The sequence below is a fragment of the Streptomyces sp. NBC_01446 genome (genome assembly GCF_026340095.1).
GTDB lineage: Bacteria > Actinomycetota > Actinomycetes > Streptomycetales > Streptomycetaceae > Streptomyces > Streptomyces aureus.
This window is the reverse complement of record NZ_JAPEPO010000001.1, coordinates 3,610,710-3,636,195: the sequence shown is the minus strand read 5'-3', so window position 1 is coordinate 3,636,195 and position 25,486 is coordinate 3,610,710. Positions and strand designations below refer to the sequence as shown.

Here is a 25,486-nt window from a genome sequence, read left to right as displayed (position 1 = left end):
GAGCCCACCGGGCCGCACTCGGGACCCAGCCCCAGGCCCTGCAAGCAGCCACGAGAGACGCCCCGCGTCCCGCGCCCGAAGACGGCGGGGCGAGCCCACCAGGCCGCACTCGGGACCCCGCCCCAGGCCCTGCAAGCAACCCCAAGAGACGCCCCGCGGCGCGCGCCCTAAGACGGCGGGGCGAGCCCACCGGGCTGCAGTGTCGGGACCCCGCCCCAGCCCCAGGCCCCGCAAGCAGCCCCGAGAGACGCCCCCAGGTACCCCTGGAAGAACCCCTAGACGTACCGCTCCAGGATCGACGACTCGGCCAACCGCGAGAGCCCTTCCCGCACGCTCCGGGCACGGGCCTCCCCGACGCCGTCCACGGCCTGCAGATCATCGACGCTGGCGGCGAGCAGCTTCTGCAGCCCCCCGAAGTGCTCGACAAGCCGGTCAATGATGGCCCCGGGCAGCCGAGGCACCTTCGCCAACAGCCGGAACCCGCGAGGCGAAACGGCCGAGTCCAGAGTCTCCGGAGACCCGGTGTACCCCAACGCGCGTGCCACAGTGGGCAGTTCGAGAAGCTCGGCATGCGTCAGGGCGTCGAGCTCGAACAGCGCCTCGTCGACAGTGCGGGACCGCTTGGCTGTAGGTTCGGGCACATAGTCCCGAACGACGAGCTCCCGCTCGGGCTCCACCCCGGCGATCAACTCGTCGAGCTGAAGGGCGAGCAGCCGACCATCCGTCCCGAGCTCCACCACGTACTCGGCGATCTCGGTGGCGATGCGCCTCACCATCTCCAGCCGCTGCGCGACCGCGGTCACATCACGCACGGTCACGAGATCCTCGATCTCGAGCGCGGAGAGCGTCCCGGCCACCTCGTCCAAGCGGAGCTTGTACCGCTCAAGAGTGGCGAGCGCCTGATTCGCACGCGAGAGAATCGCGGCCGAGTCCTCGAGGACGCGCCGCTGCCCGTCCACGTAAAGGGCGATGAGCCGCATCGACTGCGACACCGAGACCACGGGGAAGCTGACCTGCTTGCTCACCCGGTCCGCGGTGCGGTGCCGCGTGCCCGTCTCCTCCGTGGGGATCGTGGGGTCGGGCACCAACTGGACGCCCGCCCGAAGGATCTTGGTGATGTCCTTGTCGATGACGATGCCGCCGTCGAGCTTGCACAGCTCGCGCAGACGCGTCGCGGTGAACTCGACGTCCAGGATGAAACCGCCGGTACACATCGACTCGACGGTCTTGTCCCAGCCGAGAACGATGAGTCCGCCGGTGTTGCCGCGGAGGATTCGCTCGAGGCCGTCACGCAGCGCCGTACCGGGCGCGACCGCGCTCAGTGAGGCGCGCATCAGCCCATCGGCACCGGAGCTCCCGCCGGACTTGCCGGGAGCTGCTGCCCGGTCGTTGGCTGCCACTGCACTCCTCCGGTCGCAGATGTCGCAGATATCGCAGAAGTCCCAGATCTTGCGGAACGCGCAGATCTTGAATGCCCAGGGTTCGTACGCACGGGCGAGACCAGGGCAAAGTCTACCGGCGCTCCTCCGTCTCCCGTGGGGCCTCTCGGTGACGGCTCCTGGGCAGCACGCGCAGAGCGTCCCCCATGTCGGCGACTTCGGTGACCTTCATGCCGGCCGGCACCTTGCCCGGATCGCTCGGCACGAGGGCGTGGGTGAAGCCGAGCCGGTGCGCCTCGGCGAGCCGGCGCTGCACGCCGGTCACCCGTCTGACCTCGCCCGCGAGGCCGACTTCACCGATCGCCACGAGGTTCTTGGGGAGCGGGGTGTCGCTGGCGGCGCTGGCGAGGGCGAGGGCGATGGCGAGGTCCGCGGCGGGCTCGGAGAGCTTCACGCCGCCGACGGTCGCGGAGTAGATGTCCCGCTTTCCCAGGGCGCTGATCCGCCCGCGCTGCTCGAGGACGGCGAGCATCATCGAGACGCGGGACGTCTCCAGGCCGGATGTGGTGCGCCGAGGGGACGGGATCTGGGAGTCGACGGTGAGGGCCTGAACCTCGGCGACGAGAGGCCGCCGCCCCTCCAGGGTGACGGTGAGGCAAGTGCCCGGGACGGGTTCGTCGCGGCGGGTGAGGAACAGCCCGCTGGGGTCGGCGAGTCCGGTGATGCCTTCGTCGTGCAGCTCGAAGCAGCCGACCTCGTCGGTCGTCCCGTACCGGTTCTTCACGCCGCGTACGAGGCGAAGGCGCGCGTGCCGGTCGCCTTCGAAGGAGAGGACGACGTCCACGAGGTGCTCGAGGAGGCGGGGTCCGGCGATGGCGCCGTCCTTGGTGACGTGACCCACGAGGAGGGTGGCCATGCCGCGCTCCTTGGAGGCGCGGATCAGGGCGCCGGCGACCTCGCGGACCTGGGCCATGCCACCGGGGGCGCCGTCGATCTCGGGGGAGGCGACGGTCTGCACGGAGTCCATGATCAGGAGGCTGGGCTTGACGGCGTCCAAGTGGCCGAGGACCGCGGACAGATCTGTCTCGGCGGCGAGATACAGATGGTCGTCGATCGCCTTGATGCGGTCGGCGCGCATCCGGACCTGGCTGGCCGACTCCTCGCCCGTGACGTACAGGGTGCGGTGCTCGTCGCTGGCGGCCTTGGCGGCGACGTCGAGCAGGAGGGTGGACTTGCCGACACCGGGCTCGCCCGCGACCAGGACGACGGCGCCGGGGACGAGGCCCCCGCCGAGGACCCGGTCGAGCTCGGGCACGCCGGTGGAGCGGGCGGTGGCCTGCCGGGCGTCGACCTGGCCGATCGGGACGGCGGACGTCGTGACCCGGCCGGGCGCGGTCGTCCGCACGGCGGGCGCGCCGTACTCCTCGACCGTCCCCCACGCCTGGCACTCGCCGCAGCGACCCAGCCATTTCGCCGTCTGCCAGCCACACTCGGTGCAGCGGTAGGACGGCCGGTCCTTGCCGGATTTCGTACGGGCAGCCATGCACGGAACCGTAACCGAGACCACTGACATTGATGGTGGTACTCAGGTTCCGATGGTCGTGACTCTGCCACTGACTGACGTCCTGCTGGACTGTCCTCAAGTTGTTCTGTCCGGCCATCGGGACCTGTTCTCATGGCTCCGGCCGGGTGGAACATGACCTCATAGGAGCTTGGTCAGAAGCCCCCTCAATGTCTTGTCTGCGCCACCCGGCCGGCGCCCACCTTCGGCTGGGAAGGCACCATCAGCATGACATCAGCGGGCACGCAGGACGCGGCGGTCCAGGAGGTCTTCGGAGGGGTCGACTCCCATGCCGACACCCTCCACGTCGCAGTCATCAGCAGTAACGGCAGCCACCTCGCGGACGCCGAGTTCACCACCACAGGCGCCGGATACGCCGCGGCCCTGGCCTATCTCGACGCCCACGGCCGCGTACTCGCCCTCGGCGTGGAAGGCACCGCTTCCTACGGAGCGGGCTTCACCCGCGCCGCCCGCTCACACGGACACCGGGTCTTCGAGGTGAACCGGCCGGACCGGGCCGAACGCCGCCGCACCGGCAAGTCCGACCCCATCGACGCCTACGCGGCCGCCAGGGCCGCCCTGTCCGGCCGGGCCTCCAGCGCACCCAAAGACGACACCGTCGCCGGCATACGTGCCCTGCACAACGCCGCCCGCTCCGCCATCAAGGCACGCACCGCGGCCCTCAACCAGATCGGGCAGATTCTCGTCACCGCGCCCGAAGGCATCCGCGCCAAATACGGGCAGCTCAAGGGAACCAACCGCACCGAGACCCTGGCCCGGATACGGCCGACCGGTGACACGGTCCACGTCGCGGTCCTCACCGCGCTCAAAAGCCTCGCCCGACGTGTCAAGGACCTCACCGCCGAACACGAGGCCCTGACCCGCACCCTGGACAAGGAGGTCACCGACCACAATCCCGGCCTGCGAGCCACCCACGGAGTCGGCCCCGACACCGCCGCCCAGCTCCTGGTCAGCGCCGGAGGCAATCCCGACCGGATGCGCACCGAGGCGGCATTCGCCGCCCTCTGCGGAGCCGCACCCGTCCCCGCCTCCAGCGGCAAGACCAACCGGCACCGCCTGTCACGAGGCGGTGACCGGGCAGCCAACGCGGCTCTCTACCGCATCGCTCTGGTCCGCATGGCCAGCGACACCCGCACCCGCGCCTACGTGGAGCGACAAATCGCCGCCGGCCGCACGAAGAAGGAGACCATCCGACTCCTGAAGCGAGCCATCGCCCGGGAGATATTCCGCTGCCTGACCACCAAAGTCGCCGTCCCCGGCATCGCAGACCTACGCCCCCTGAGGCAATCGAAGAACCTCACCCTCACCGCCGCAGCCCAACACCTCGGAGTCTGGCCCGCCACCATCTCCACCCTCGAACGCGGAACCCGCCGAGACGACAACCTCGCCCACGCCTACCGCGAGTGGCTCACTGCCGCTTGACAGCCAATAGGAGCATCAACGCAGCGCCGACCACCACCCCGCCGCCCCCGAGGCCTTCCCGCCGCTGCCCGGGAGGGCCCTGCGCCGGGCGTGCTCCCGTGCGCCCCGGCGCACATATATGCGCCGAGCGCATGTTCCCCTGGACGGAATTTGGAATTCCCGTCCTCTTTTGAGGGATCGTTTCACCCGTACGGATTAAATGTCCCCAAGGGGGAGGAAGGGTGCGGCACCACCCGCCTACGGTCGCACGGGTGATGACCAGCAGGCCGGAAACCCCCACGCAGACCACCGGCGCACACCGGGCGCACCGCGACGGGCGCGGGCGACCTGCGCCGCGGACCGTGACCCAGCGCCCGACATCGCGCTACGAGCCTTATCTGGACGGCCTGTTCACGTACTGCCTGTCCGTTCTGTGCGATCACGACGACGCCATCGCGGCGCTGGGCGATGCCTTGGCGCTCGCCGAACGCCGCGGCTCCCGCGGCCCCGAAACCGAGAGCGACCGTAAGGCGTGGCTGTACGCGCTCGCGCGCTGGTCGTGCCTGCGGGCCCTGACGGAGGCGAAGCGCCGCAGACAGGGGGCGCACGCCTCGGGCCGGCCCCACCCCGAAGCCCCGCACGCCAAAGAGGCCCCTTCCGAAGAGATCCAGGCGCAGCGCCGCCGAGAGCTCGCGCTCCTGGCCTGGCCGGAGGCCGCCGGTACGACGCCCGAGCAGCGCGAGGCGCTGGAGCTGGCCGTACGGCATCAGCTGTCGCCCCGAGAGGTCGCCGCCGCACTGGGCACGGACCCGGGTCTCACCCGGGAACTGCTCGCCTCCGCCGCCTGCGAGGTGGAACGCACCCGCGCGGCCCTCGCCGTGGTGGAGACAGGCACCTGCCCGAGCGTCGCCCGCCTCACCGGAGACAACCAGCTGCTGCTGAGCTCCGCCCTGCGCCGCGAACTGGTCCGGCACGTCGACGACTGCCCCCGCTGCCGCCGCACCGCCGAGCGCGCCGCCCCCGGCGCCTGGCCCGGCACGGCCGTCACCCCGGCCGCCCTGCCCCTCGCCACGGCCCCGCGCGCGGCCCTGCACCGGGCGATGGCCCACGCCGACCGCCCCCAGCGAGGCGCGGCCCCCCGCTTCGACCGGCGCGGCTTCCCGATGGACCCCAAGGACAGGGCGGCCCGCCGGGACCGGCTGCGCGCGCGTGCCGTCACGACGACGGTCGTCGCCACCGTCGTGGCCGCCCCGGTGCTGGCGCTGTGGGCGGCGTACCGGGGGGCGCCGCAGACGGGCGAGGGTCAGGACGGGCGCTCGATCAGCGCGAGCGAGGCCGGCGACCCGGGCGGGCTCGACGGCAACCGCGCGGACGGTGCCTACGAGAACGCGGGCAACGCGCGCACGACCCCCGACCCGCGTTTCACCGCGGGCAGCCGCTCCCCGGACGTCTCCGTGGAGGTCATCAGCCCCGGCGGGCCCTCGCAGTCCGGCCCGGGCCGGCTCACCGTGGAGGCGCAGCCGAGCGGCTCCGCGACCCTCATCACGCTGACGGCGTCCGGGAGTTCACCGGTCCACTGGTCCGCACACACCGGAGCCGGCTGGCTCTACCTGACGAGCACGTCGGGAACCCTGCGGCCCGGAGAGTCGTTCACGATCCGGGTGTACGTCGATCACGACCGGGAGCCCGCCGGTCACTGGTCGGCGCGCATCGGCATCGACCCCTCAGGGGCAGTCATCTCAATAGAGGGACACGGGAGTTCGGGCCCCTCGCACCCCGGCACCTCGGACCCGGGCCCCGACCCGACGAACACGGGAAACCCAGGCCCCGGCCCGTCCGACCCCACGCCCTCCGACCCGGGCCCGTCCGACCCGCACCCCACACCGTCCGACCAGAGCCCCACGCCGTCCGACCCGTCACCGAGCCCGTCGGCCCCCACGGACTCGTCACCGCCGCCGGGCGACGGCGGCGGCGCGAGCCCGAGCGGCGGCTAGCGCGGGCCCGGCGGGGGCAGTTCTCAGGAAGCGGTGGTGGGATCCGCCGGATGCGGCGCGAGCAGCGGCAGCTGGGAGGCCAGGCGCTCCTCGCACAGCTCGGCGAGACGGTCGTAGCCCTCCTTGCCCATGAGCTCGGTCAGCTCGGGCCGGTAGGAGACGTACACCGGGTCGCCCGCCCCGTGGGCCGACGTCGCCGAGGTGCACCACCAGTGCAGATCGTGGCCGCCCGGGCCCCAGCCGCGGCGGTCGTACTCACCGATGGACACCTGGAGCACGCGGGTGTCGTCGGGCCGGTCGATCCACTCGTAGGTCCGGCGGACCGGCAGCTGCCAGCACACGTCCGGCTTGGTCTCCAGGGGCTCGCGGCCCTCCTTGAGCGCCAGGATGTGCAGAGAGCAGCCCGCGCCGCCCTCGAAGCCGGGCCGGTTCTGGAAGATGCACGAGCCGTTGTACGGGCGGGTCTGGCGCTCGCCGTCCTCGTCCTTGGAGACCCAGCCCGTCTCCGTACCGACCTCGTGGTTCTGCCAGATGTCGGGCGTGAGCCGCTCCACGAACCCGGCGACGCGCTTCTCGTCGTCCTCGTCGGAGAAGTGGGCGCCGAGCGTGCAGCAGCCGTCGTCCGCGCGGCCCGCCTGGATGCCCTGGCAGCCGCTCCCGAAGATGCAGCTCCAGCGCGAAGTCAGCCACGTCAGGTCGCAGCGGAAGATCTGCTCGTCGTCCGCGGGGTCGGGGAACTCGACCCAGGCGCGGGCGAAGTCCAGACCCTTCTCGTCAGGGGCGGAACCTTTCCGCGACGACACCTTCCGCGATGACACCTTTGGCGATGAACCCTTCGTCCCGGACCGCTCCGTCCCTGATTCCTTGGACTTCGGCGCCTTCGACGGCTTAGTGGCCGACTTGGCTTCCTTGTCGCTCTTACCGCGCTTGTCGCTCTTGTCGGCGTTCGCCTTTTTCGTCTTTGGCACAGTTCCAGGGTAAGCGCGCTCCGGTGCCCTCGGGGACTGACGCCCGCCCTACGCGCAGTAGCGTTCCGTATATGAGACTCGGTGTCCTCGACGTGGGTTCGAACACGGTGCACTTGCTTGTGGTGGACGCGCACCCGGGCGCGCGCCCGCTGCCCGCGCACTCGCACAAGGCGGAGCTGCGGCTCGCGCAACTCCTCGACGACCGCGGCGCCATCGGCCCCGACGGCGTGGCCCGGCTGACCGCCACCGTGCGGGACGCCCTGGAGGCGGCCGAGGACAAGGGCGTCGAGGACCTCGTGCCCTTCGCCACCTCGGCCGTACGCGAGGCCAGCAACGCCGACGAGGTCCTCGCCCGGGTCAAGGAGGACACCGGCGTCGAGCTGCGCGTCCTCACCGGCGAGGAGGAGGCCCGGCTCACCTTCCTCGCGGCCCGCCGCTGGTTCGGCTGGTCGGCCGGGAAACTGCTCGTCCTGGACATCGGCGGCGGCTCCCTCGAGATCGCGTACGGCATCGACGAGGAGCCCGACGCCGCGGTGTCGCTGCCGCTCGGTGCGGGGCGCCTGACGGCGGGCTGGCTGCCGGGCGACCCCCCGGACCCCGCGGACATCAAGGCACTGCGCAGGCATGTACGCGCGCAGATCGCGCGCTCGGTCGGCGAGTTCACGCGCTTCGGCAAGCCCGATCACGTCGTGGCCACGTCCAAGACGTTCAAGCAGCTCGCGCGTCTGGCCGGAGCGGCCCGCTCCACCGAGGGCCTGTACGTCCAGCGGGAGCTGAAGCGCAAGTCCCTGGAGGACTGGGTGCCGCGCCTGGCCGCGATGACGGAGGCGGAGCTCGCCGAGCTCCCCGGGGTCTCGGAGGGCCGCGCGGGCCAGCTGCTCGCGGGCGCGCTGGTGGCGGAGGGGGCCATGGACCTGTTCGGGGTCGAGACCCTGGAGGTCTGCCCCTGGGCGCTCCGGGAGGGCGTGATCCTCAGGCGGCTCGACCACATGCCGGCGGTCTGACGGGACGTACCGCAGCCGGAGGCCGGGGCGCGGCCACGGACAGCCGCGCCGCGGCGGCTCCCGTCGCCGCCCGGGTCCGCCCGCCCGGGGCCCGCCCTGCAGTACGGGCCCCGTACTGAGGCGCACCCCACAGCACCCGCGGGCCGACCACCTCCCCGGGGCTCAGCCGGGGCCCGTACTCTGTCTCCGTGGCAGAACCAGTGGTGCGCATCCCGGATGCGAAGGTCGCCCTGTCGACGGCCTCGGTCTATCCGGAGTCGACGGCGACGGCCTTCGAGATCGCGGCACGCCTGGGCTACGACGGCGTCGAGGTCATGGTCTGGACCGACCCCGTCAGCCAGGACATCGAGGCCCTGCGCCGGCTCTCCGACTACCACCGGGTCCCGATCCTCGCCGTGCACGCGCCCTGTCTGCTGATCACGCAGCGCGTCTGGTCCACGGACCCGTGGACCAAGCTCCAGCGCGCGAAGTCGGCGGCCGAGAAGCTGGGCGCGTCCACGGTCGTCGTCCACCCGCCCTTCCGCTGGCAGCGCCAGTACGCGCGCGACTTCGTCGACGGCATCTGGCGCATGGCCGACGAGACGGACGTCCGCTTCGCTGTCGAGAACATGTACCCCTGGCGCTACCGCGACCGCGAGATGCTCGCGTACGCCCCCGACTGGGACGTCACCAAGGACGACTACCGGCACTTCACGATCGACCTCAGCCACACCGCGACGGCCCGCACCGACGCGCTGTCGATGATCGACCGCATGGGCGACCGCCTCGGCCACGTCCATCTCGCGGACGGCAGGGGATCGGCGAAGGACGAGCACCTGGTCCCCGGCCGCGGCACGCAGCCCTGCGCCGAGCTCCTGGAGCGCCTCGCCCTGACCGGCTTCGACGGGCACGTCGTGATCGAGGTCAACACCCGCCGCGCCATGTCCAGCGCCGAACGTGAGGCCGACCTCGCCGAGGCCCTCGCCTTCACCCGCCTGCACCTCGCGTCGTCGGTCCGGGTCCCCCGCTCATGACCGACCCGGACGTCCCTCCCGTACGCCGCAGGGGGCGGCCCTCCCGTTCGCAGACGGAGGCGGCCGGGCCCGCGACCCGCGACCGCATCCTGGAGGCGGCCCGCGCGGAGTTCTCCGAGCGCGGTTACGAGAAGACGTCGGTACGCGGCATCGCCAAGGCGGCGGGCGTGGACGGGGCGCTGGTGCACCACTACTTCGGTACGAAGGAGCAGGTCTTCGAGGCGTCCATCGAGGTCGCCCTCGCCCCCGCCCTGGACGCACCGGCCGCGATCGAGGACGGGCCGCTGGACGGCGTCGGCGAGCGCCTCACCCGCTTCATCTTCTCCGTGTGGGAGAACCCGGCGACCCGCACCCCGCTCCTCGCGATCGTCCGCTCGGCCGTGAACAACGAGACCGCGGCGGCCGTCTTCCGGCGCCTGGTCGCCGTACAGCTGATGCGGAAGATCGCCCGGCGGCTGGACCTGCCGCCCGAGGAGGCCGAGCTCAGGGCGGAGCTGGCGGCGGCGCAGCTGGTGGGGACCGCGATGCTGCGCTACGTGATCAAGGTGGAACCGCTGGCGTCGGCGGACGTGGAGCGGATCGTCGAGCGGGTGGCACCGGTGGTGCAGGGGCATCTGACGGGGGAGTGACGCACGCCCCCACCTGGCATACCCCACCCGAACCGTCGCGAGACCCGGCCACCGGGCGCCCGGACGGGACGCGAGGGCCGGGGTGTCCGTACGGGACACCCCAGTCGGGGGCACGTACAGCGAGACGCGCGTCCCGTATTCCGGACACCCTGTCCGGATCTTGGATCGGCGGCGTACGCTCAATAGCAGCCCTATCTGCCGCACGGGCCCCTGAACGGGCCCTTGAAGGAGCGAGCGACGATGCCCGAGCTGAGGTCCCGCACAGTCACCCACGGACGCAACATGGCGGGCGCACGCGCCCTTATGCGCGCCTCCGGGGTACCCGGTGCGGACATCGGCCGGAAGCCGATCATCGCCGTGGCCAACTCGTTCACCGAGTTCGTGCCCGGCCACACCCACCTCCAGCCGGTCGGCCGCATCGTCTCCGACGCGATCACGGCGGCGGGCGGCATCGCGCGCGAGTTCAACACGATCGCCGTCGACGACGGCATCGCGATGGGCCACGGCGGCATGCTCTACTCGCTCCCCTCCCGCGACCTCATCGCGGACAGCGTCGAGTACATGGTCGAGGCGCACTGCGCCGACGCCCTGATCTGCATCTCGAACTGCGACAAGATCACGCCCGGCATGCTGATGGCGGCCCTGCGCCTGAACATCCCGACGGTCTTCGTCTCCGGCGGCCCGATGGAGTCCGGCCGCGCCACCCTGGTCGACGGCACGGTCCGCACGCTCGACCTGGTCGACGCGATCTCCGACGCCGTGAACGACAAGATCTCGGACGAGGACATCCTCCGTATCGAGGAGAACGCCTGTCCGACCTGCGGCTCCTGTTCCGGCATGTTCACGGCCAACTCGATGAACTGCCTGACGGAGGCCATCGGCCTCTCCCTCCCCGGCAACGGCACGGTCCTCGCGACGCACACGGCCCGCAAGGCGCTGTACGAGAACGCGGCCCGCACCGTCATGGACATCACGCGCCGGTACTACGAGGAGGACGACGAGTCGGTCCTGCCGCGTAACGTCGCCACCTTCGCCGCCTTCCAGAACGCCATGGCCCTCGACATCGCGATGGGCGGCTCCACCAACACGATCCTGCACCTGCTGGCCGCCGCGCAGGAGGCGGGCGTCGCCTTCGGCCTGGACGAGATCAACGAGGTCTCGCGCCGCGTGCCGTGCCTCGCCAAGGTCGCGCCGAACGTGGCGAAGGACCGCACGTACTACATGGAGGACGTGCACCGCGCCGGCGGCATCCCCGCCCTGCTGGGCGAGCTGCACCGCGCCGGCCTCCTGAACGAGGACGTCCACTCCGTCCACAGCCCGTCGCTCTCCGACTGGATGAAGACGTGGGACGTGCGCGCTGGCTCCCCGTCCGCGGAGGCCGTCGAGATGTGGCACGCGGCCCCCGGCTGCGTCCGCTCGGCGGAGGCGTTCTCCCAGTCGGAGCGCTGGGAGGCCCTCGACATGGACGCCGAGAACGGCTGCATCCGGTCCGCCGAACACGCGTACTCGAAGGACGGCGGACTCGCGGTCCTCAGGGGCAACCTGGCGGTCGACGGCTGCGTCGTGAAGACGGCGGGCGTCGACGAGTCGATCTGGACGTTCGAGGGTCCGGCGGTCGTCTGCGAGTCGCAGGAGGACGCCGTCGACAAGATCCTCAAGAAGGAGATCACGCACGGCGACGTCGTGGTCATCCGCTACGAGGGTCCCAAGGGCGGCCCCGGCATGCAGGAGATGCTCTACCCGACGTCGTTTCTCAAGGGCCGCGGCCTCGGCAAGACCTGCGCCCTGGTCACGGACGGCCGCTTCTCCGGCGGCACGTCGGGCCTGTCCATCGGCCACGCCTCGCCCGAGGCGGCGTCCGGCGGCACGATCGCCCTCGTCCAGGACGGCGACCGCATCCGCATCGACATCCCGAACCGTTCGATCGAGCTCCTCGTCTCCGACGACGAGCTGGCCACCCGCCGCACCGCCCTGAACGGCGTCTACGCCCCGGTCGCCCGCGACCGCAAGGTCTCGGCCGCCCTGCGCGCGTACGCCGCGATGGCAACGAGCGCGGACAAGGGCGCGGTGCGCGACGTCTCGAAGCTGGGCTGAGAACCCCGGCCGCCTGCCGCCTCTGGTTGAAACCGTGGCCTGACCCTGGCTGTGGCCATGGGTCTGGCTATGGGGGCTGGGTCTGGTTCGGACTTCGGCTATGGGCTGGGTCTGGTTCCGACTTCGACTCTGGCGCTAGCTATGGGGCTGGGTCTGGCTCTGGTTCTGACGTCGACTCTGGATCTGGATCTGGATCTGGTTCTGTCTGAGGCGTGAGCCCGCCCGGTGGCGAATTCGCTGCGGGGCGGGCTCATGTCTGTACGAGGACGGGTCAGGCCACAGGCCTGACTGTTGCCGCGGCCGCGGACATCAGGGCCGCCCCGACTGCGGTCGCCCCCGGCCCGGCCCGGCCGGGCCGAGGTCTCCAGGGCCCGTACGGCCCCACGTCACCAGCGCCCAGGTTCCCGCCCGTCCACCCCGAACACACTTCCGTCGGGCGCGCTCCCGTAGACGCGTCCTCCCTCACCCACGACGGGCGCGGGCAGCTCCCCGACCACCCGCCCGGGTTCACTCCCGAGCCGGGGGCGCGTCTGGCCGAGGGGCTTGCCGGTGCGGATGTCGGTGGCGAGCAGGCGGCCGTCGGGGGCGGTGAGGTAGAGCGTCCGGTCCGATACGACGGGTCGCGAAGGGCGGCTGACTGAGGTCTCCAGGCGCCAGCTGACCGCGTTCTGCGGCCTCGTGGCCGTGGTGTCGACGGCGACGAGCGAGCCGCCGGCCCCGTACACGTAGGCGATGCCGCCGCTCTCGGTGGCCTCCGCCTGGTCCGCGGGCGTGGTCAGCGGGAAGCGGTGTGCGGTCCGGTCGGCGGTGTCGAGCCGTACGACGGCGTCCACGAGGAGGTCCGTGTTCGCGGACAGCAGGTACACGGCGCCGTCCGACGCGCCGAAGGGGCTGAGGCTGCCCGCAGCCTCGGCGGTCCACCGCACGGCACCCCCGTGGGCGTCGATCGCGCTGATCGACGTGGTGCCTCCGTCGGCGGACGCCGTCACGGCGAAGAATTCGCCGTCACCGCCCGGTCCGGCGATCCACTGGGTGCCGAGGCCTCCGACGTGCTTCGTCCACCGCGGCTTGCCGGTCGTGCTGTTCAGAGCGCGCACGGTTCCGCCCGATCCGATCAGCAGCGTCGTGTCCGCGCCGTGCTCCACGGCCTCGTACGCGGACGCGTCGACGACCCAACGGTCCTCGCCCGTACGCGGATCCAGAGCCCTGATCCGGCCGCCGTCGACCAGGTGCAGCAGTCCCCCGGACAGCGTGGGCGCAGCCGGAGTGGCCCGCTGTGCGGCCGTGCCAGAGCTGTGCCGCTCGCCGGAAGCGGCCGAGGCCCACACGACGTGGCCGTTCAGCGGATCGAGGCGCATTGTCCTGCCGCCGCCACTGACGCAATAGAGGGCACCCGGCCCGGACGCACACGCCGGGGCGGTGTCGCTCGCGCCGCCGAGGTTCTTGTGCCAGGGCTTGAAGGATCCTGCTTGTTGCCGCACGGCCGTTCCGCCGGGGCCGGTCCCGTCACCGTCCTCCGTCGTGTGCAGCGCGATGCCTGCGCCGACGGCCGCCAGCGCGAGTGCGGCTCCTGCCGTCAGCGCCCAGCGGCCACGGTGCCGCGGTGACTCGGGCGTGGCTCTTTCGCTTGGCCGGGGATGGGTGGGCTGGTCCGCCCGGGACGCGGGGGAGTCCTGGCCGGCGGATGCGGATGCGGATGCGGATGCGGCTGAGGGCGCGGGCCGGTCCTGGCGGCGGATCCGCCGGGTCCACTGGGTGCCCTGTTCGCGTCCGCCCTCCGCGTGCGGCTCCCCGCTCGGGCGCCGCTGGGCGGGTATGAACGCACCGGCACCGGCCGCCCCCGGCCCGGCAGTGGAAGGCTGCCGAAGCGCCTCCATGATCTCGCCCGGCAGGGGCCGTTCCCCGGGTTCCTTCGCGAGGCAACGCCTGATCAACGGCGCGAGGCCCTCGGGTGCGCCGGCCAAGTCCGGCTCGTTGTGGACGACTTGGTAGGCGACGATGTACGGGCTGTTCGAGTCGAAAGGTCCACGCCCTGTCGCCGCGTGGGCCAACACGGCTCCCATGGCGAACACATCTGCGGCGGGCCCCACTTCACGCGGCCGCTGGAACTGCTCGGGCGCCATGAAGGGCGGCGAGCCGATCAACTTGCCCGTCTCGGTCCGCAGATCACTGTCCGTCGGGCGGGAGATGCCGAAGTCGATGACTTTCGGGCCGTCGGCGGCGAGCAGGACGTTGCTCGGCTTGAGGTCGCGGTGCACGACGCCGACGCGATGGATGTCGCGCAGCGCCTCTGCGAGCCCCGCACCCAGCCTGCGTACGTCGTCAGGCGCCAGCGCGCCGTTCCGCTTCACCCGCTCGGCGAGTGTGTCACCCGGGATGAACAGCGTGGCCATCCAGGGCAGTTCGGCATCCGGATCCGCGTCGACCACCGGCGCGGTGAAGGCGCCGCTGACCCTTCGCGCGGCATTGACCTCTTGCCGGAAACGGGCCCGGAACTCGGAATCCGCCGCGTACTCGGCATGTACGACCTTGATGGCCAGGCGCAGCCCCGAAGCGGACGTCGCCAGGTGCACCACACCCATGCCGCCCGCGCCGAGGCATGACTCAAGACGGTACTGCCCGGCGTACTCAGGATGTTCCGCTTCCCGGCCCGGCCCGGTGCTGCGCAGCGGCGGCATCGCCCACCCCCGTGTCTGTGTCCGCAAGCGCGACGCACGGAGCCTAGTCGATGGTGCGTGCGATGTCGGAGGGGCTTGCTAGCCTGCGCGGGTCGCAGGACACGTACGCATGTTCATGGATGTCAGAGACAGACGTCAGAGTGGTCAACGGGGGAGAACGGCATGGCTGTTGAAGACGGTGCGGGAACGGTTGAGGACATCGCGGCGCATGAGGCCGGAGGGCCGGCGGAGGAGCTGAGCGCCGACGCGCTCGCCATTCGCTATCCGGTCGCCCCTGGAGTCCGCCTGAAGGTACGCAGCGGACCTGGCACCCACTACCAGCTGGTCAAGGTCCTGCCGCTGGGCGCCCGCGTACCGATCAACTGCCAGAAGCCGGGCGAGACCATCAGCGGCACCTACGGCACGACGAACCTCTGGGACAACATCGCCAACGGCCAGTACGTCTCCGACGCGTACGTGAAGACCGGCAACGACGGTTATGTGGCTCCACGTTGCGCCTGACCGGTCGGCGGCAGCTCACGACCCACGACGAAATGGGGACCACATGAAGTTCACAGGGGCCCGAGCGGCCTTGCTCGCGGGAGCGACGGCCGGGGCCTTCCTGATGGTGATGGGTTCACCCGTGGCGGCGGGGGCCGCCGAGCCGACCGTGGCACCGGCCGCGGCCCAGCAGCGGTACTACCCGATCGCCCCGGGCACGACGCTGAACGTCCGCAGCGGACCGGGCACGCAATACCGCCTGGTCCGTGTCCTTCCCATAGGCGCCACCGTCCCGATCTTCTGCCAGCGTCCGGGGGAGACCGTCAGTGGCCCCTACGGCACGTCGAATGTCTGGGACAACATCGGAGTCGGCGAATACGTCTCCGACGCCTACGTGAAGACCGGCAGCGACGGCTACGTGGCGCCGCGCTGCGCGTAGCGGATGGCGGGAGCCGGTCGCGTACTCCGACGTGCGCGACCGGCCCCGTCCTTCACCGCCGTCCCAGGGCCGCCCTTATCCGTCCCTCAACCCCCCGCCTCCTCAAGAAGAATCCGCGCCAGCTCCCCCGGCCGGGAGAACATCGGCCAGTGCCCCGTGTCCATCTCCCGCAGCCGCCAGTTCTCGCCGCGCAGAAGCTCGGCCACATCGTCCGTCGGCTCGGGTCCGTCGAGCAGGCACTTGATGTACGTCGCCGGAAGCTCGCCCGGCGGGCGGGACAGCACGGCCGGCTCCGACAGGGACGCCCCCGGGTGCGGCGTGGCTCCGCCCACGATCCGCGCGACCTGCGCGTCGTCGAGCCCCTGCCCCTCGCATTCGGGCGCGGTCAGCGGCGGCCAGTAACCGTCGTTCGCCGCGATGACGGCCTCCAGCGCCGCCGGCCCCTGCCACCACACGGACACGAACGACTCCCCGTCCGCCGGAACATTCGAGTCGACGAACACCACGCGTTTCAGCCGGTCACCGATCCGCTCGGCGGCCTGGCCGACCGGGATGCCCGAGTAGCTGTGCCCGACCAGGACGACATCGCGCAGTCCGAGGCGCTCCACCTCGTCGACGATGTCCTGGACATGAGTCTTCTGCCCGGCCGGAACGCCCTGCTTGTCGGCGACCCCGGAGAGCGTCACGGTGTGCGCGCCATGCCCGGCCGCGCGCAGCTCCGGCACCACGTCGTCCCACGCCCACGCTCCGAGCCACGCGCCTGCGACTAGTACGTATTCCGTCATGCGGGCAACGTAGAGGAGAGGTCCGACAATGCCCGCAACCCCGGACCCCGGACCCTGCCTGGCGGCACCCCAGCCCCGCCCAGTCATCACACCAGCCCCACCCAGGCCCAGGCCCCGCCCCCACCCCCAGCCCCACCTCCGACCCCGGAGCCGCCGGGGGCGCGCGCCATAATCGACCCGTGAGCGACGAATCCGGCACCCCCCGCCCCACCCCCGAGACCCCGGAAGCAGCCGGCGGCATCCCCGCGGGCCCCCAGCCCGAGGAGATCCGTTTCTTCGGCAGGACCTGGGTCGAGCACGACGGCGGCTACATCTGGCGGCGCGTCGCGGTCGCCGCGGGCGCGCTCGTCGGTGCGGCGGCCGGCTGCTTCGTGCTGCGCTTCGCGTACGAGGGACTGGCCATCGCCGATGTCGGTTCCTTCGTGAACGTACTCGTGGTCCTGATGTTCGCGGTCTGCAGCGCCCTCGCCTTCCGCCGCACGTGGGACGGCTTCTCCAAGCGTCCGGATCCCGAGGCGCAGGCGTCCCTGCGAGGCTTCATGTCGATCGGTTTCGTCGGCGTGCTGCTCGCCTACTGCCTGCGCTGCTTCTCCGAGGCCCCGGGCGAGAAGCTCCGCAGACAGGAGTACGCGACCGCCCGCGAACAGTACGAACGCCGCAGCACGCGCCGCACCGGGAACCCGTCGAAGAAGAAGCGCAAGGGCTGACGCCCAGGGGTCTACTAGCTCACGGGCTCACGGGCTCACAGGCACATGGGTTCACGGGCACATGGGCACATGGGCACACAAGGCACACAGGCACGCGAACGCACGGGCACATGGGCACACAGGTACGCGCTCACCCGCCACCGCCCGAGCCACACACCACGTACTGACGAGAGTCCCCCGCACAGGACAGGATGGCGGCATGCCCACCGTCTCGCGCGCCCACTCGTTCAACGCCGCGGCCGCCCAGTACGCCGCGAACCGCCCGTCCTACCCGCCCGCCCTCCTGGACGCCGTCGAGGACGCCGCCGGACGGCCCCTCGCCGGCGCCCGCGTGGCCGACGTAGGCGCGGGAACCGGCATCTCGACCGCCCTCCTGCACGCGCGCGGCGCCCGCGTGGTCGCCGTCGAGCCGGGCGAGGGCATGGCGGTCGAATTCCGCCGGGCGCTGCCCGGCGTACCGATCGTGCGGGGCGACGGCAACGCCCTCCCCCTCGCCGACGCCTCCCTGGACCTCCTCACCTACGCCCAGTCGTGGCACTGGACCGAGCCGGCCCGCTCGGCCCCCGAGGCGATGCGGGTCCTGCGTCCGGGCGGCGCGCTCGCGCTGTGGTGGAACACCGTGGCCCTCGACGTTCCGTGGATCGCCGCGCAGCACGAACGCATCGCGCGCCACGTAGGCGTGGAAACGGGCGCCAGGCAGCGCCCCGACGAGGCCCGCGCCACCGAACTGTCGGGCCTTACGAACCTGCCGGGACGCGGCGACGTCACCCTTCGCCATGTGCGCTGGAGCCGGCTTGTCCCGCTGGACACGCACCTCGCCAACATCGGCAGCCACTCGGCGTTCCTCGTCCTCGAAGAGGGCGACGCGCAGGCCTTCCTCACCGAGGAGCGCGCCCGGGTCGGCGAGCTCTTCCCGGACGGCACGGTGGAGGAGACCTACGTGGTCGAACTCCTGGTGGCCACCCGCACCTGACCCACAGCCACTACGACTACGACACCGGTGGCCACCCCCGTCACCTCACGAAATCGGCGGCCACCCTCACAGCCGCTACGACACCGGCGGCCGCCCCCACCTCACGACACCGTCGTCCGCACGAGCCCCGCCACCCATCCCTTCAGCGCCGTGGCGCACGCGTGATCAAGATGCCTCAGCCAGCCAGCCAGCCAGCCAGCCAGCCAGCCCACCCACCTCCGGCCGCACCTCCCGGTCGGCAGGCAACGCTTCCAGCGCGTCGAGCAGCTTCGGCAGGCGCAGAAACGTGGCATTGCCGGCCACCCGTACGACCAGCCCCGTAGCCCCCCGGTCCTCGGTCCGCACCTGTACGTGGCTGACGTCCCACGCCGTCTTCGCGACGGCCGGCGCAACCACCGCCCGAGCCGCAGCACCCCCAGCCCGATCTGCAGGAGCCCGGCGGCCGCCACCAGGACGCCGAGCGCAGCGGGGCCGTGGGTGTGCATGGCCCCGTAGACGAGGACGGTCAGCCCGGCCGCGGGCCCGCTGACCTGGAGGCTGCTGTCGGGCAGAGCCCCGGCGACGAGACCGCCGACGATGGCCGTGATCAGCCCGAGCTCGGCCGGCACTCCGGAGACGACGTCAACGCCGACACACAAGGGGAGCGCGACAGGAAAGACGACGAGGGACGCGCCCAGATCGGCACGGAAGAAGCGACGGGGGAGGCGACGGATGAGGCGGCGGGGGAGGCGACGTGAGGGGGAGTCAGGGGTGGGCGAGAGACGGGCGAGGGAGCGGGAAACAGCTGCATGACGCATCTGGGGCGCACCTTTGAGGGAGATGCGTGGGCGCCGGAAGCGAAGGAGGCCCCGCCACTGAAATCCATCTCAGGTAAAGGAGTTGAGGACGGGCCGAGCTGCGGATACATCCCGATGCCCTCGGAAGCGCGGAGTCACCCGCCCTCGGACCCCCCGCTTCCGATCACCCCCACGAGCGCCGGCGACGCCAAAGCGCCCCTGGCGCTTGACGCCCCGGCCCCGCCGGAGGAATATTCATCACATGATGAATATCCCCGGAGATCCATCCTCCCCGGAGCCTGCTCCCTTGCCCTCCCCCTCCCCCTCTCCCTCTGCTTCGCCCTCCCCTTCGCCGGAACCACCGGCGGCCGCCGTCCGCGCCACGGACCTCACTGTCGTCCGAGGCCCCCGCCCCGTCCTGCACGCCCTGGACTTCACCGTCCCGCGAGGTCAGATCACCGGTCTCCTCGGCCCCTCGGGCTGCGGCAAGTCCACGCTCATGCGCGCGATCGTCGGAACCCAGGCCAAGGTCACCGGCACGCTCACCGTCCTCGGCCACCCGGCAGGCTCCGCCGAACTCCGCTCCCGCATCGGATACGTCACCCAAGCCCCCTCCGTATACGCGGACCTGACGGCCCGCCAGAACCTGGACTACTTCTCGGCAGTACTCCAGCCGGGCCGCGCCGCCGCCTCCCACCGCCGGGACGACGTCGCCCGCGTCATCACCGAAGTGGACCTCACCTCCCACGCCGACGCCCTCGCCGGCAACCTCTCGGGCGGCCAGCTCAGCCGGGTCTCCCTCGCCGTGGCCCTTCTCGGCACTCCCGAACTCCTCGTCCTCGACGAACCCACCGTCGGCCTCGACCCCGTCCTGCGCCGCGACCTGTGGAACCTCTTCCACTCCATCGCCGCCGAGCGCGGCGCCACGCTCCTCGTCTCCTCCCACGTCATGGACGAGGCCGAGCGCTGCCACCGCCTCCTCCTCATGCGCGAAGGCGAGATCCTCGCCGACGACAGCCCCGACGCACTGCGAGCCGGTACCGGCGCGGCGACCGTCGAAGACGCCTTCCTCCACCTCGTCGACCAGGCCAACACCCTCCAGCGGAGCCCCCGATGAACGCAGCCCGCACCCTCGCCACCGCAGCCCGAGTCCTGCGCCAGCTCCGCCACGACCCGCGCTCCATCGCCCTGATGCTGCTCGTCCCGTGCGTGATGCTCTTCCTGCTCCGCTACGTCTTCGACGGCAGCCCCGGCACCTTCGACTCCATCGGCGCCTCCCTCCTCGGCATCTTCCCGCTCATCACGATGTTCCTGGTCACGTCCATTGCCACCCTGCGCGAACGCACCTCGGGCACCCTCGAACGCCTCCTCGCCATGCCCCTCGGCAAGGGCGACCTCATCGCCGGTTACGCCCTTGCCTTCGGCGCCCTCGCGGTCGTCCAGTCCGTACTGGCGACGGCCCTCGCCCTGTGGGGCCTCGGCCTCGACGTCACCGGCTCAGCCTGGCTCCTGCTCCTGGTCGCCCTCCTCGACGCCCTGCTCGGCACCGCGCTCGGCCTCTTCGTCTCCGCCTTCGCGGCTTCCGAGTTCCAGGCCGTCCAGTTCATGCCGGCGGTGATCTTTCCCCAGCTGCTCCTGTGCGGCCTGTTCATCTCGCGCGACAAGATGCAGCCCGTCCTCGAAGGGATCTCCAACGTCCTCCCCATGTCGTACGCCGTCGACGGCATGAACGAAGTCCTCCGCCACACCGACCTCACGGCGGACTTCATCCGTGACGCGGCCGTCGTCGCCGGCTGCGCCGTCCTCGTCCTGGCCCTCGGCGCCGCAACGCTCCGCCGCCGTACGGCCTGACCGCCGCCGATGCGAGGATGACCCCGACGGACGCAACCGCACCGAACCCCGCGCCCCGAAGGGTGGCCTCCATGCCCCAGCAGCACGTCGCAGTCCTCGGCACCGGAAAGATCGGCGAGGCCCTGCTCAGCGGAATGATCCGAGCGGGCTGGGCCCCTGCCAACCTCCTGGTGACGGCCCGCCGTCCGGAACGCGCCGAAGAGCTCCGTACCCGCCACGGCGTCACCCCCGTCACCAACGCGGAAGCCGCCAAGCAGGCCGACACCCTGATCCTCACGGTCAAGCCCCAGGACATGGGCGCCCTCCTCACCGAACTCGCCCCGCACCTCCCCGCCGACCGCCTGATCATCAGCGGCGCGGCGGGCATCCCCACCACCTTCATCGAGGAGCGCCTCCCCGAAGGCACCCCCGTCGTGCGCGTCATGACGAACACGCCCGCCCTCGTCGACGAGGCCATGTCCGTCATCTCCGCCGGCTCCCACGCCACGACCGCCCACCTCGCCCACGCCGAGGAGATCTTCGGCGCCGTCGGCAAGACGCTCCGCGTCCCCGAGTCCCAGCAGGACGCCTGCACCGCCCTGTCCGGCTCGGGCCCGGCGTACTTCTTCTATCTGGTCGAAGCCATGACCGACGCGGGAATCCTGCTCGGCCTGCCCCGCGACAAGGCCCACGAGCTGATCGTCCAGTCCGCGATCGGCGCCGCCACGATGCTCCGCGACAGCGGTGAACACCCCGTCAAGCTCCGCGAAAACGTCACCTCCCCCGCCGGCACCACCATCAACGCCATCCGCGAACTCGAAAGCCACGGAGTCCGCGCCGCCCTCATCGCCGCCCTGGAAGCCGCCCGAGACCGCAGCCGCGAACTGGCCTCCGGAAACAGCTGACCCACCGACGTACGCCCTTACGGGCCCATGCCCCCACGGACGTACGCCCCCTACGGGCCTCAACACCCACGTGGCTGATTACTCACCTGGGGCGACGTCCAGCCTGCCGGTCCCAGGCCTGGCTAATCCAGGCCTGGGGCGATGACCGGCCTGGCTGCCCAGGCCGGGATACCTCCGGCCTGGTCATCTCCGAACCGGCTGATCCTGGCCCTTGCTGGAGCTCGGCCCGTCCTGCTCCCACGCGGCTTGCCGGGAACCGGGGGGCTGGCCCGACGGGGCGGCGAGCTTCACCTCGCCCGAGCCGACCCGACCCGCCCCGGGATGCGGTGGACCGCAGCGGCTCGCCTCACCTGCTGCCGACCTGGCCGTCCCACCACGGTGGCGCCCCGTCGCCCCCTCGTGCCGCAATCCGCTCGCCCGCGCGAGACAGGACTGCAGGGACGACCCACCCCAGCGCCGCGACGACCCGCACCGGCCTGGACGCAGCAACTCACCCCGCGGCCGGCCGATCCGGTCATCCCGGCGCCCCACGAACTACGCGGCACGGTGATGCCGCACCGGCTTCGCGACGGCTCACACCCGACGTGAACGCGGCTGCCCGCGCCACCCGGCCGCCCCGTTGCCCCATGCCCCCCCCGCACGCATGCTGGCGACACGGAACCAGTACCCACCGTCACCCGCGAAGCGCCCCCGCCTCCGCCGCAGCCACAACCTCCGCCGTCGTGACCACCCGGGCGAAGCCGCCCCCGTGCAGTGACACCGCTGAGGCCTGGGCCAGCTCCTCCGCTGTGCGGCGCCAGCCGAACGGGCCCTCCAGGTCGAAGGTGTGCGTCGCGTCCAACGCGAACAGCACCTCGTACCCCAGATTCCCGCCCATGCGCGCCGTGGTCTCCGCGCACATGTTGGTCTGGATCCCGGCCACCACGAACTGCCCGATGCCAGCTGCCCTGAGCCACGCGTCCAGGTCCGGCGCCCCGTAGAACGCCGAGTTCACGGACTTCGTCACCAGGAGCTCCGCCCCGCCCCCCTTTCCACGCCGCTCCTCCACGTACTCCTTGAAGCCGTTCCCGGCATACCTCGGCCGCAACGGCGACTGAGGCTTCGGCGAGTCATGCCGCACGAAGACGACCGGTCGCCCCGTCGATTGCCACGCGTCGATCAGCGACGCGATGTTCTCGTCAGCCCCAGGGTTGTTCCGCGGCCCCCAGAACTGCTCCTCCTCGAACCCCTTCTGCACGTCCACCACGATCAGCGCTGCGTTCTCTGCGATCTCCATGCCCACGATGCTCCCGCCGGGAGCGCGCCTGCCCCAGAGGCACAAAAGACAGCGATCGATGGTTTACTGCCACCGTGCCGCACTCAGACCCGCACACGCTGCCGCGCCCCACTCAGCGCATCGCCCTCCTCGCCTTCCCCGGCATCCGGGCATTCGACGTCTCCGTCATCACCGAGGTCTGGGGCACCGACCGCACCGACCGCGGCGTCCCCGCCTTCGACCTGCGGCGCATCGCCGAAGACCCGCGACCCGTCCCCATGCGAGGCGGACTCACCCTCACCCCGGATCGCACCCTCACCTGGCTGACACGCCTCGCGCCAGCCACGGACCTGCTCGTCGTCCCCGGCCTCGACGACCACCTCACCCCCGCGCCCGAACCGGTCCTCGAGTCCCTGCGCCGCGCCCACGCCCGCGGCGTCACCATCGCGGCGCTCTGCGGAGGCGCCTTCACACTCGCCCAAGCCGGCCTACTGGACGGCCGCCGCGCGATCACTCACTGGAACCTCGTCGACCTGCTCCGCGCCCATCACCCCCTCGTCACCGTCGAACCCGACGCCCTCTTCATCGAGGACGACAACATCTGGACCGCCGCCGGCACGGCCGCCGGCATCGATCTCTGCCTGCACCTCGTCCGCAGGACCCACGGCGCGGAGACCGCCGCCACCATCGCCCGATCGATGGTCACAGCCCCCTTCCGCACCGGAACGCAGGCCCAGTTCATCGAGCACCCCACGCCACGAGCCGACCGCGACGCCGATGCCCTCACCTCCGTCCGCGCATACGCCTTCCAGCACCTCCACGAACCGCTCACCGTCGCCGGCCTCGCCGCCCGCGCCGGCATGTCCTCGCGCTCCTTCGCCCGTCACTTCACCGCAGCCACTGGCACCACCCCTCTGCGCTGGCTCCTGGATCAGCGCATGGCAGCAGCGCAGAAGCTGCTCGAACGCACCGACCTCCCCATGCCCGAGGTCGCACGCCGCGCGGGCTTCGGCAGCGAGGTCACGATGCGCCAGCACTTCGCATCGCGCCTCGCCACCAGCCCACGCTCTTACCGGGCTTCCTTCGCCCAGCGACCCTTCACCCCCTTCTAGGAACGCCTCTCCTAGGAACGCTCCTCTTCTAGGAACGCCTCTCCTAGGAACGCTCCTCCAGGAACGTGCCGCCTCTAGGCACGCTCGTACAGGGACGCTCAGGTAGGGGGAAGCAGCCCGATCGCCCGATAGGCGGCGTCCACGGTCGGCTTCGCCATCTCCCTCGCCCGCTCAGCTCCCCGCCGCAGCACCTCCTCTACATACGCGGGATCCGCAACCAGCTCCTTGTGCCTCTTCTGCAGCGGCGCAAGAAGCTCCACCACGGCCTCCGCGGTCGCCCTCTTCAGCGCGCCATACGACTCATATACACCGCTCAAGCCTTCTGGGTTCCCACCCGCACAAGCGGCCAGAATCTCCAGCAGATTCGACACCCCGGGCTTGGCCTCGCGGTCGTACTCGACCTCCGTGCCGCTGTCCGTGACAGCCCGCAGGATCTTCTTCCGCACGACGTCCGGCTCGTCGAGGAGATAGACGATCCCGGCCCCGCTGTCATGCGACTTCCCCATCTTGGAAGCCGGGTCCTGGAGGTCCATGACTCGCGCCGCGACAGCGGGCGGCGTCGCCCGCGGCACGACGAAGGTGCGCCCGTAACGCTGGTTGAACCGCACCGCCAGATCCCGGGAGAGCTCGACGTGCTGCGTCTGGTCATCACCCACAGGAACCTCGTCCGCCCCGTAAGCGAGGATGTCCGCCGCCATCAGCACGGGGTACGTCAGGAGCGACAGCCGCACACTCCCGCCCCGCTCCCGCTCTCGCGCGGATTTCTCCTTGTACTGGATCATCCGCCGCATCTCGCCGTCCGTGGCGACGCACTCGAGCAGATAGGACAGCCGGGCATGTTCGTCCACATGACTCTGTACGAACACGGTGCACGCCTCGGGATCGAGCCCCGAGGCAAGCAACAACGTCGCCGCCTGCTTACTGAGTCGCCGCACCCGCCCAGGGTCGTGGTCCACGGTCAGCGCGTGCAGATCGACGACGCTGAACAGCGCGTCAGCCCTGTGCTGATCGACTTCAGCCCACTGACGTACGGCGCCCAGATAGTTCCCCAGCGTCAGATGCCCGGTCGGCTTGACCCCGCTGAAGATTCGCGTCATTACTCCACCTCCTGGTCTGGACCGCCGCGACCCGGCTGCCGGGCTCCGTGGTCTCCAGGAGGGAGATACAAGAACGGCCGCCGAGGCGGCGGCCGTTGGGTGCATGCTTCTGCCGGCCGCCGTCAGGCGGCCCACCACTGCTGGGTGTGCGCATGCGTAGTCACGAGGCCAAGAGTAGACCTCACAGGCGTGAAGTTGACACTCCTAGGCCCGGTACGTAGTGTTCTCCGAGTTGCCCGACGTGAGCTCCGGTTCCTGACCGGTCCCCGGGTGGCCATTCCGCAGGAACCATTCAACGATCGATGTCGCGTCTCCTTGAGATGCGCCACGGTTCGTTTTCATGCGTCTTTGCGAAATGAGGAATCCGCGTTCGAAAGGACGCCCC

22 protein-coding genes and 1 pseudogene are annotated in these 25,486 nt (G+C 71.2%); 14 read left to right on the top strand and 9 right to left on the bottom strand.

Annotated elements, in window-relative coordinates:
* Positions 1–275: 275 nt before the first annotated feature.
* Together disA and radA are read right to left on the bottom strand one after the other, a co-directional pair.
* A complete protein-coding gene (gene disA / locus OG456_RS16180; RefSeq protein WP_116511422.1) occupies positions 276–1,400 on the bottom strand; it encodes a DNA integrity scanning diadenylate cyclase DisA in 1,125 nt (374 codons plus the stop codon).
* A gap of 112 nt (positions 1,401–1,512) precedes the next feature.
* On the bottom strand, positions 1,513–2,922 hold the full coding sequence (gene radA, locus OG456_RS16175; RefSeq protein WP_266561540.1) for a DNA repair protein RadA: 1,410 nt from the start codon (positions 2,920–2,922) through the stop codon (positions 1,513–1,515).
* A 246-nt stretch (positions 2,923–3,168) separates the two neighbouring features.
* Here radA and OG456_RS16170 point away from each other — a divergent pair, with 246 nt between their 5' ends.
* Both OG456_RS16170 and OG456_RS16165 read left to right on the top strand, forming a co-directional pair.
* Entirely contained in the window at positions 3,169–4,383 is a 1,215-nt protein-coding gene (locus OG456_RS16170) for an IS110 family transposase (protein WP_266560762.1), read from the top strand.
* Positions 4,384–4,637: 254 nt separating this feature from the next.
* The gene (locus tag OG456_RS16165) at positions 4,638–6,356 is read left to right on the top strand and encodes a hypothetical protein (protein WP_266561538.1); all 1,719 of its coding nucleotides are present in this window, start codon (positions 4,638–4,640) and stop codon (positions 6,354–6,356) included.
* A gap of 23 nt (positions 6,357–6,379) precedes the next feature.
* On the opposite strand, the gene OG456_RS16160 is transcribed toward OG456_RS16165, so the two are convergent.
* Entirely contained in the window at positions 6,380–7,324 is a 945-nt protein-coding gene (locus OG456_RS16160; RefSeq protein ID WP_266561536.1) for a hypothetical protein, read from the bottom strand.
* 71 nt (positions 7,325–7,395) lie between these two features.
* Between OG456_RS16160 and OG456_RS16155 the strand changes: the two genes are divergently transcribed.
* The 4 genes from OG456_RS16155 to ilvD all read left to right on the top strand — a co-directional run bounded on the left by OG456_RS16155 (position 7,396) and on the right by ilvD (position 12,064).
* Complete coding sequence (locus OG456_RS16155; protein WP_266561534.1) at positions 7,396–8,328, top strand: Ppx/GppA phosphatase family protein; 933 nt, start codon at positions 7,396–7,398, stop codon at positions 8,326–8,328.
* Between the two features lie 188 nt (positions 8,329–8,516).
* Positions 8,517–9,341: a sugar phosphate isomerase/epimerase gene (locus OG456_RS16150; RefSeq protein WP_266561532.1), complete on the top strand. Its 825-nt coding sequence runs from the start codon at positions 8,517–8,519 to the stop codon at positions 9,339–9,341.
* On the top strand, positions 9,338–9,970 hold the full coding sequence (locus OG456_RS16145) for a TetR family transcriptional regulator (RefSeq protein ID WP_266561530.1): 633 nt from the start codon (positions 9,338–9,340) through the stop codon (positions 9,968–9,970). The genes OG456_RS16150 and OG456_RS16145 overlap by 4 nt, the downstream gene beginning before the upstream one ends.
* Positions 9,971–10,210: 240 nt before the next feature.
* Complete coding sequence (gene ilvD, locus OG456_RS16140) at positions 10,211–12,064, top strand: dihydroxy-acid dehydratase (protein WP_266561528.1); 1,854 nt, start codon at positions 10,211–10,213, stop codon at positions 12,062–12,064.
* Positions 12,065–12,450: 386 nt separating this feature from the next.
* Here the strand turns inward: ilvD and OG456_RS16135 are convergent, their stop codons facing one another.
* Entirely contained in the window at positions 12,451–14,769 is a 2,319-nt protein-coding gene (locus OG456_RS16135; protein ID WP_323136332.1) for a serine/threonine-protein kinase, read from the bottom strand.
* A gap of 135 nt (positions 14,770–14,904) precedes the next feature.
* Here OG456_RS16135 and OG456_RS16130 point away from each other — a divergent pair, with 135 nt between their 5' ends.
* Complete coding sequence (locus tag OG456_RS16130) at positions 14,905–15,243, top strand: peptidase (RefSeq protein ID WP_266561526.1); 339 nt, start codon at positions 14,905–14,907, stop codon at positions 15,241–15,243.
* A gap of 103 nt (positions 15,244–15,346) precedes the next feature.
* On the top strand, positions 15,347–15,661 hold the full coding sequence (locus tag OG456_RS16125; protein ID WP_266569277.1) for a peptidase: 315 nt from the start codon (positions 15,347–15,349) through the stop codon (positions 15,659–15,661).
* An 86-nt stretch (positions 15,662–15,747) separates the two neighbouring features.
* Here OG456_RS16125 and OG456_RS16120 read toward each other — a convergent pair whose 3' ends face one another.
* Positions 15,748–16,446 (bottom strand): alpha/beta fold hydrolase, encoded by a 699-nt coding sequence (locus tag OG456_RS16120; protein ID WP_266561524.1) that lies wholly within the window; start codon positions 16,444–16,446, stop codon positions 15,748–15,750.
* A 179-nt stretch (positions 16,447–16,625) separates the two neighbouring features.
* Here OG456_RS16120 and OG456_RS16115 point away from each other — a divergent pair, with 179 nt between their 5' ends.
* Together OG456_RS16115 and OG456_RS16110 are read left to right on the top strand one after the other, a co-directional pair.
* Entirely contained in the window at positions 16,626–17,153 is a 528-nt protein-coding gene (locus OG456_RS16115) for an EamA/RhaT family transporter (RefSeq protein ID WP_266561522.1), read from the top strand.
* 199 nt (positions 17,154–17,352) lie between these two features.
* Positions 17,353–18,126, top strand: a complete 774-nt coding sequence (locus tag OG456_RS16110) for a class I SAM-dependent methyltransferase (RefSeq protein ID WP_266561515.1) — start codon at positions 17,353–17,355, stop codon at positions 18,124–18,126.
* A gap of 165 nt (positions 18,127–18,291) precedes the next feature.
* Here OG456_RS16110 and OG456_RS16105 read toward each other — a convergent pair whose 3' ends face one another.
* Complete coding sequence (locus OG456_RS16105) at positions 18,292–18,429, bottom strand: hypothetical protein (protein WP_266569568.1); 138 nt, start codon at positions 18,427–18,429, stop codon at positions 18,292–18,294.
* Positions 18,430–18,512: 83 nt separating this feature from the next.
* Positions 18,513–18,839, bottom strand: a pseudogene (locus OG456_RS16100) (SulP family inorganic anion transporter); the annotation flags it as partial.
* Between the two features lie 325 nt (positions 18,840–19,164).
* Here OG456_RS16100 and OG456_RS16095 point away from each other — a divergent pair.
* The 3 genes from OG456_RS16095 to proC all read left to right on the top strand — a co-directional run bounded on the left by OG456_RS16095 (position 19,165) and on the right by proC (position 21,637).
* Positions 19,165–20,019, top strand: a complete 855-nt coding sequence (locus tag OG456_RS16095) for an ABC transporter ATP-binding protein (RefSeq protein ID WP_266561513.1) — start codon at positions 19,165–19,167, stop codon at positions 20,017–20,019.
* Complete coding sequence (locus OG456_RS16090; RefSeq protein ID WP_116511397.1) at positions 20,016–20,753, top strand: ABC transporter permease; 738 nt, start codon at positions 20,016–20,018, stop codon at positions 20,751–20,753. Before OG456_RS16095 ends, OG456_RS16090 begins: the two co-directional genes overlap by 4 nt.
* Before the next feature lie 71 nt (positions 20,754–20,824).
* A complete protein-coding gene (gene proC / locus OG456_RS16085; protein WP_266561510.1) occupies positions 20,825–21,637 on the top strand; it encodes a pyrroline-5-carboxylate reductase in 813 nt (270 codons plus the stop codon).
* Between the two features lie 673 nt (positions 21,638–22,310).
* Here the strand turns inward: proC and OG456_RS16080 are convergent.
* Complete coding sequence (locus tag OG456_RS16080; protein WP_266561508.1) at positions 22,311–22,913, bottom strand: cysteine hydrolase family protein; 603 nt, start codon at positions 22,911–22,913, stop codon at positions 22,311–22,313.
* Between the two features lie 98 nt (positions 22,914–23,011).
* Between OG456_RS16080 and OG456_RS16075 the strand changes: the two genes are divergently transcribed.
* Positions 23,012–24,004, top strand: a complete 993-nt coding sequence (locus OG456_RS16075) for a GlxA family transcriptional regulator (protein WP_266569275.1) — start codon at positions 23,012–23,014, stop codon at positions 24,002–24,004.
* Between the two features lie 98 nt (positions 24,005–24,102).
* Here the strand turns inward: OG456_RS16075 and trpS are convergent, their stop codons facing one another.
* The gene (trpS, locus tag OG456_RS16070) at positions 24,103–25,101 is read right to left on the bottom strand and encodes a tryptophan--tRNA ligase (RefSeq protein ID WP_266561506.1); all 999 of its coding nucleotides are present in this window, start codon (positions 25,099–25,101) and stop codon (positions 24,103–24,105) included.
* Between the last annotated feature and the right edge of the window lie 385 nt (positions 25,102–25,486).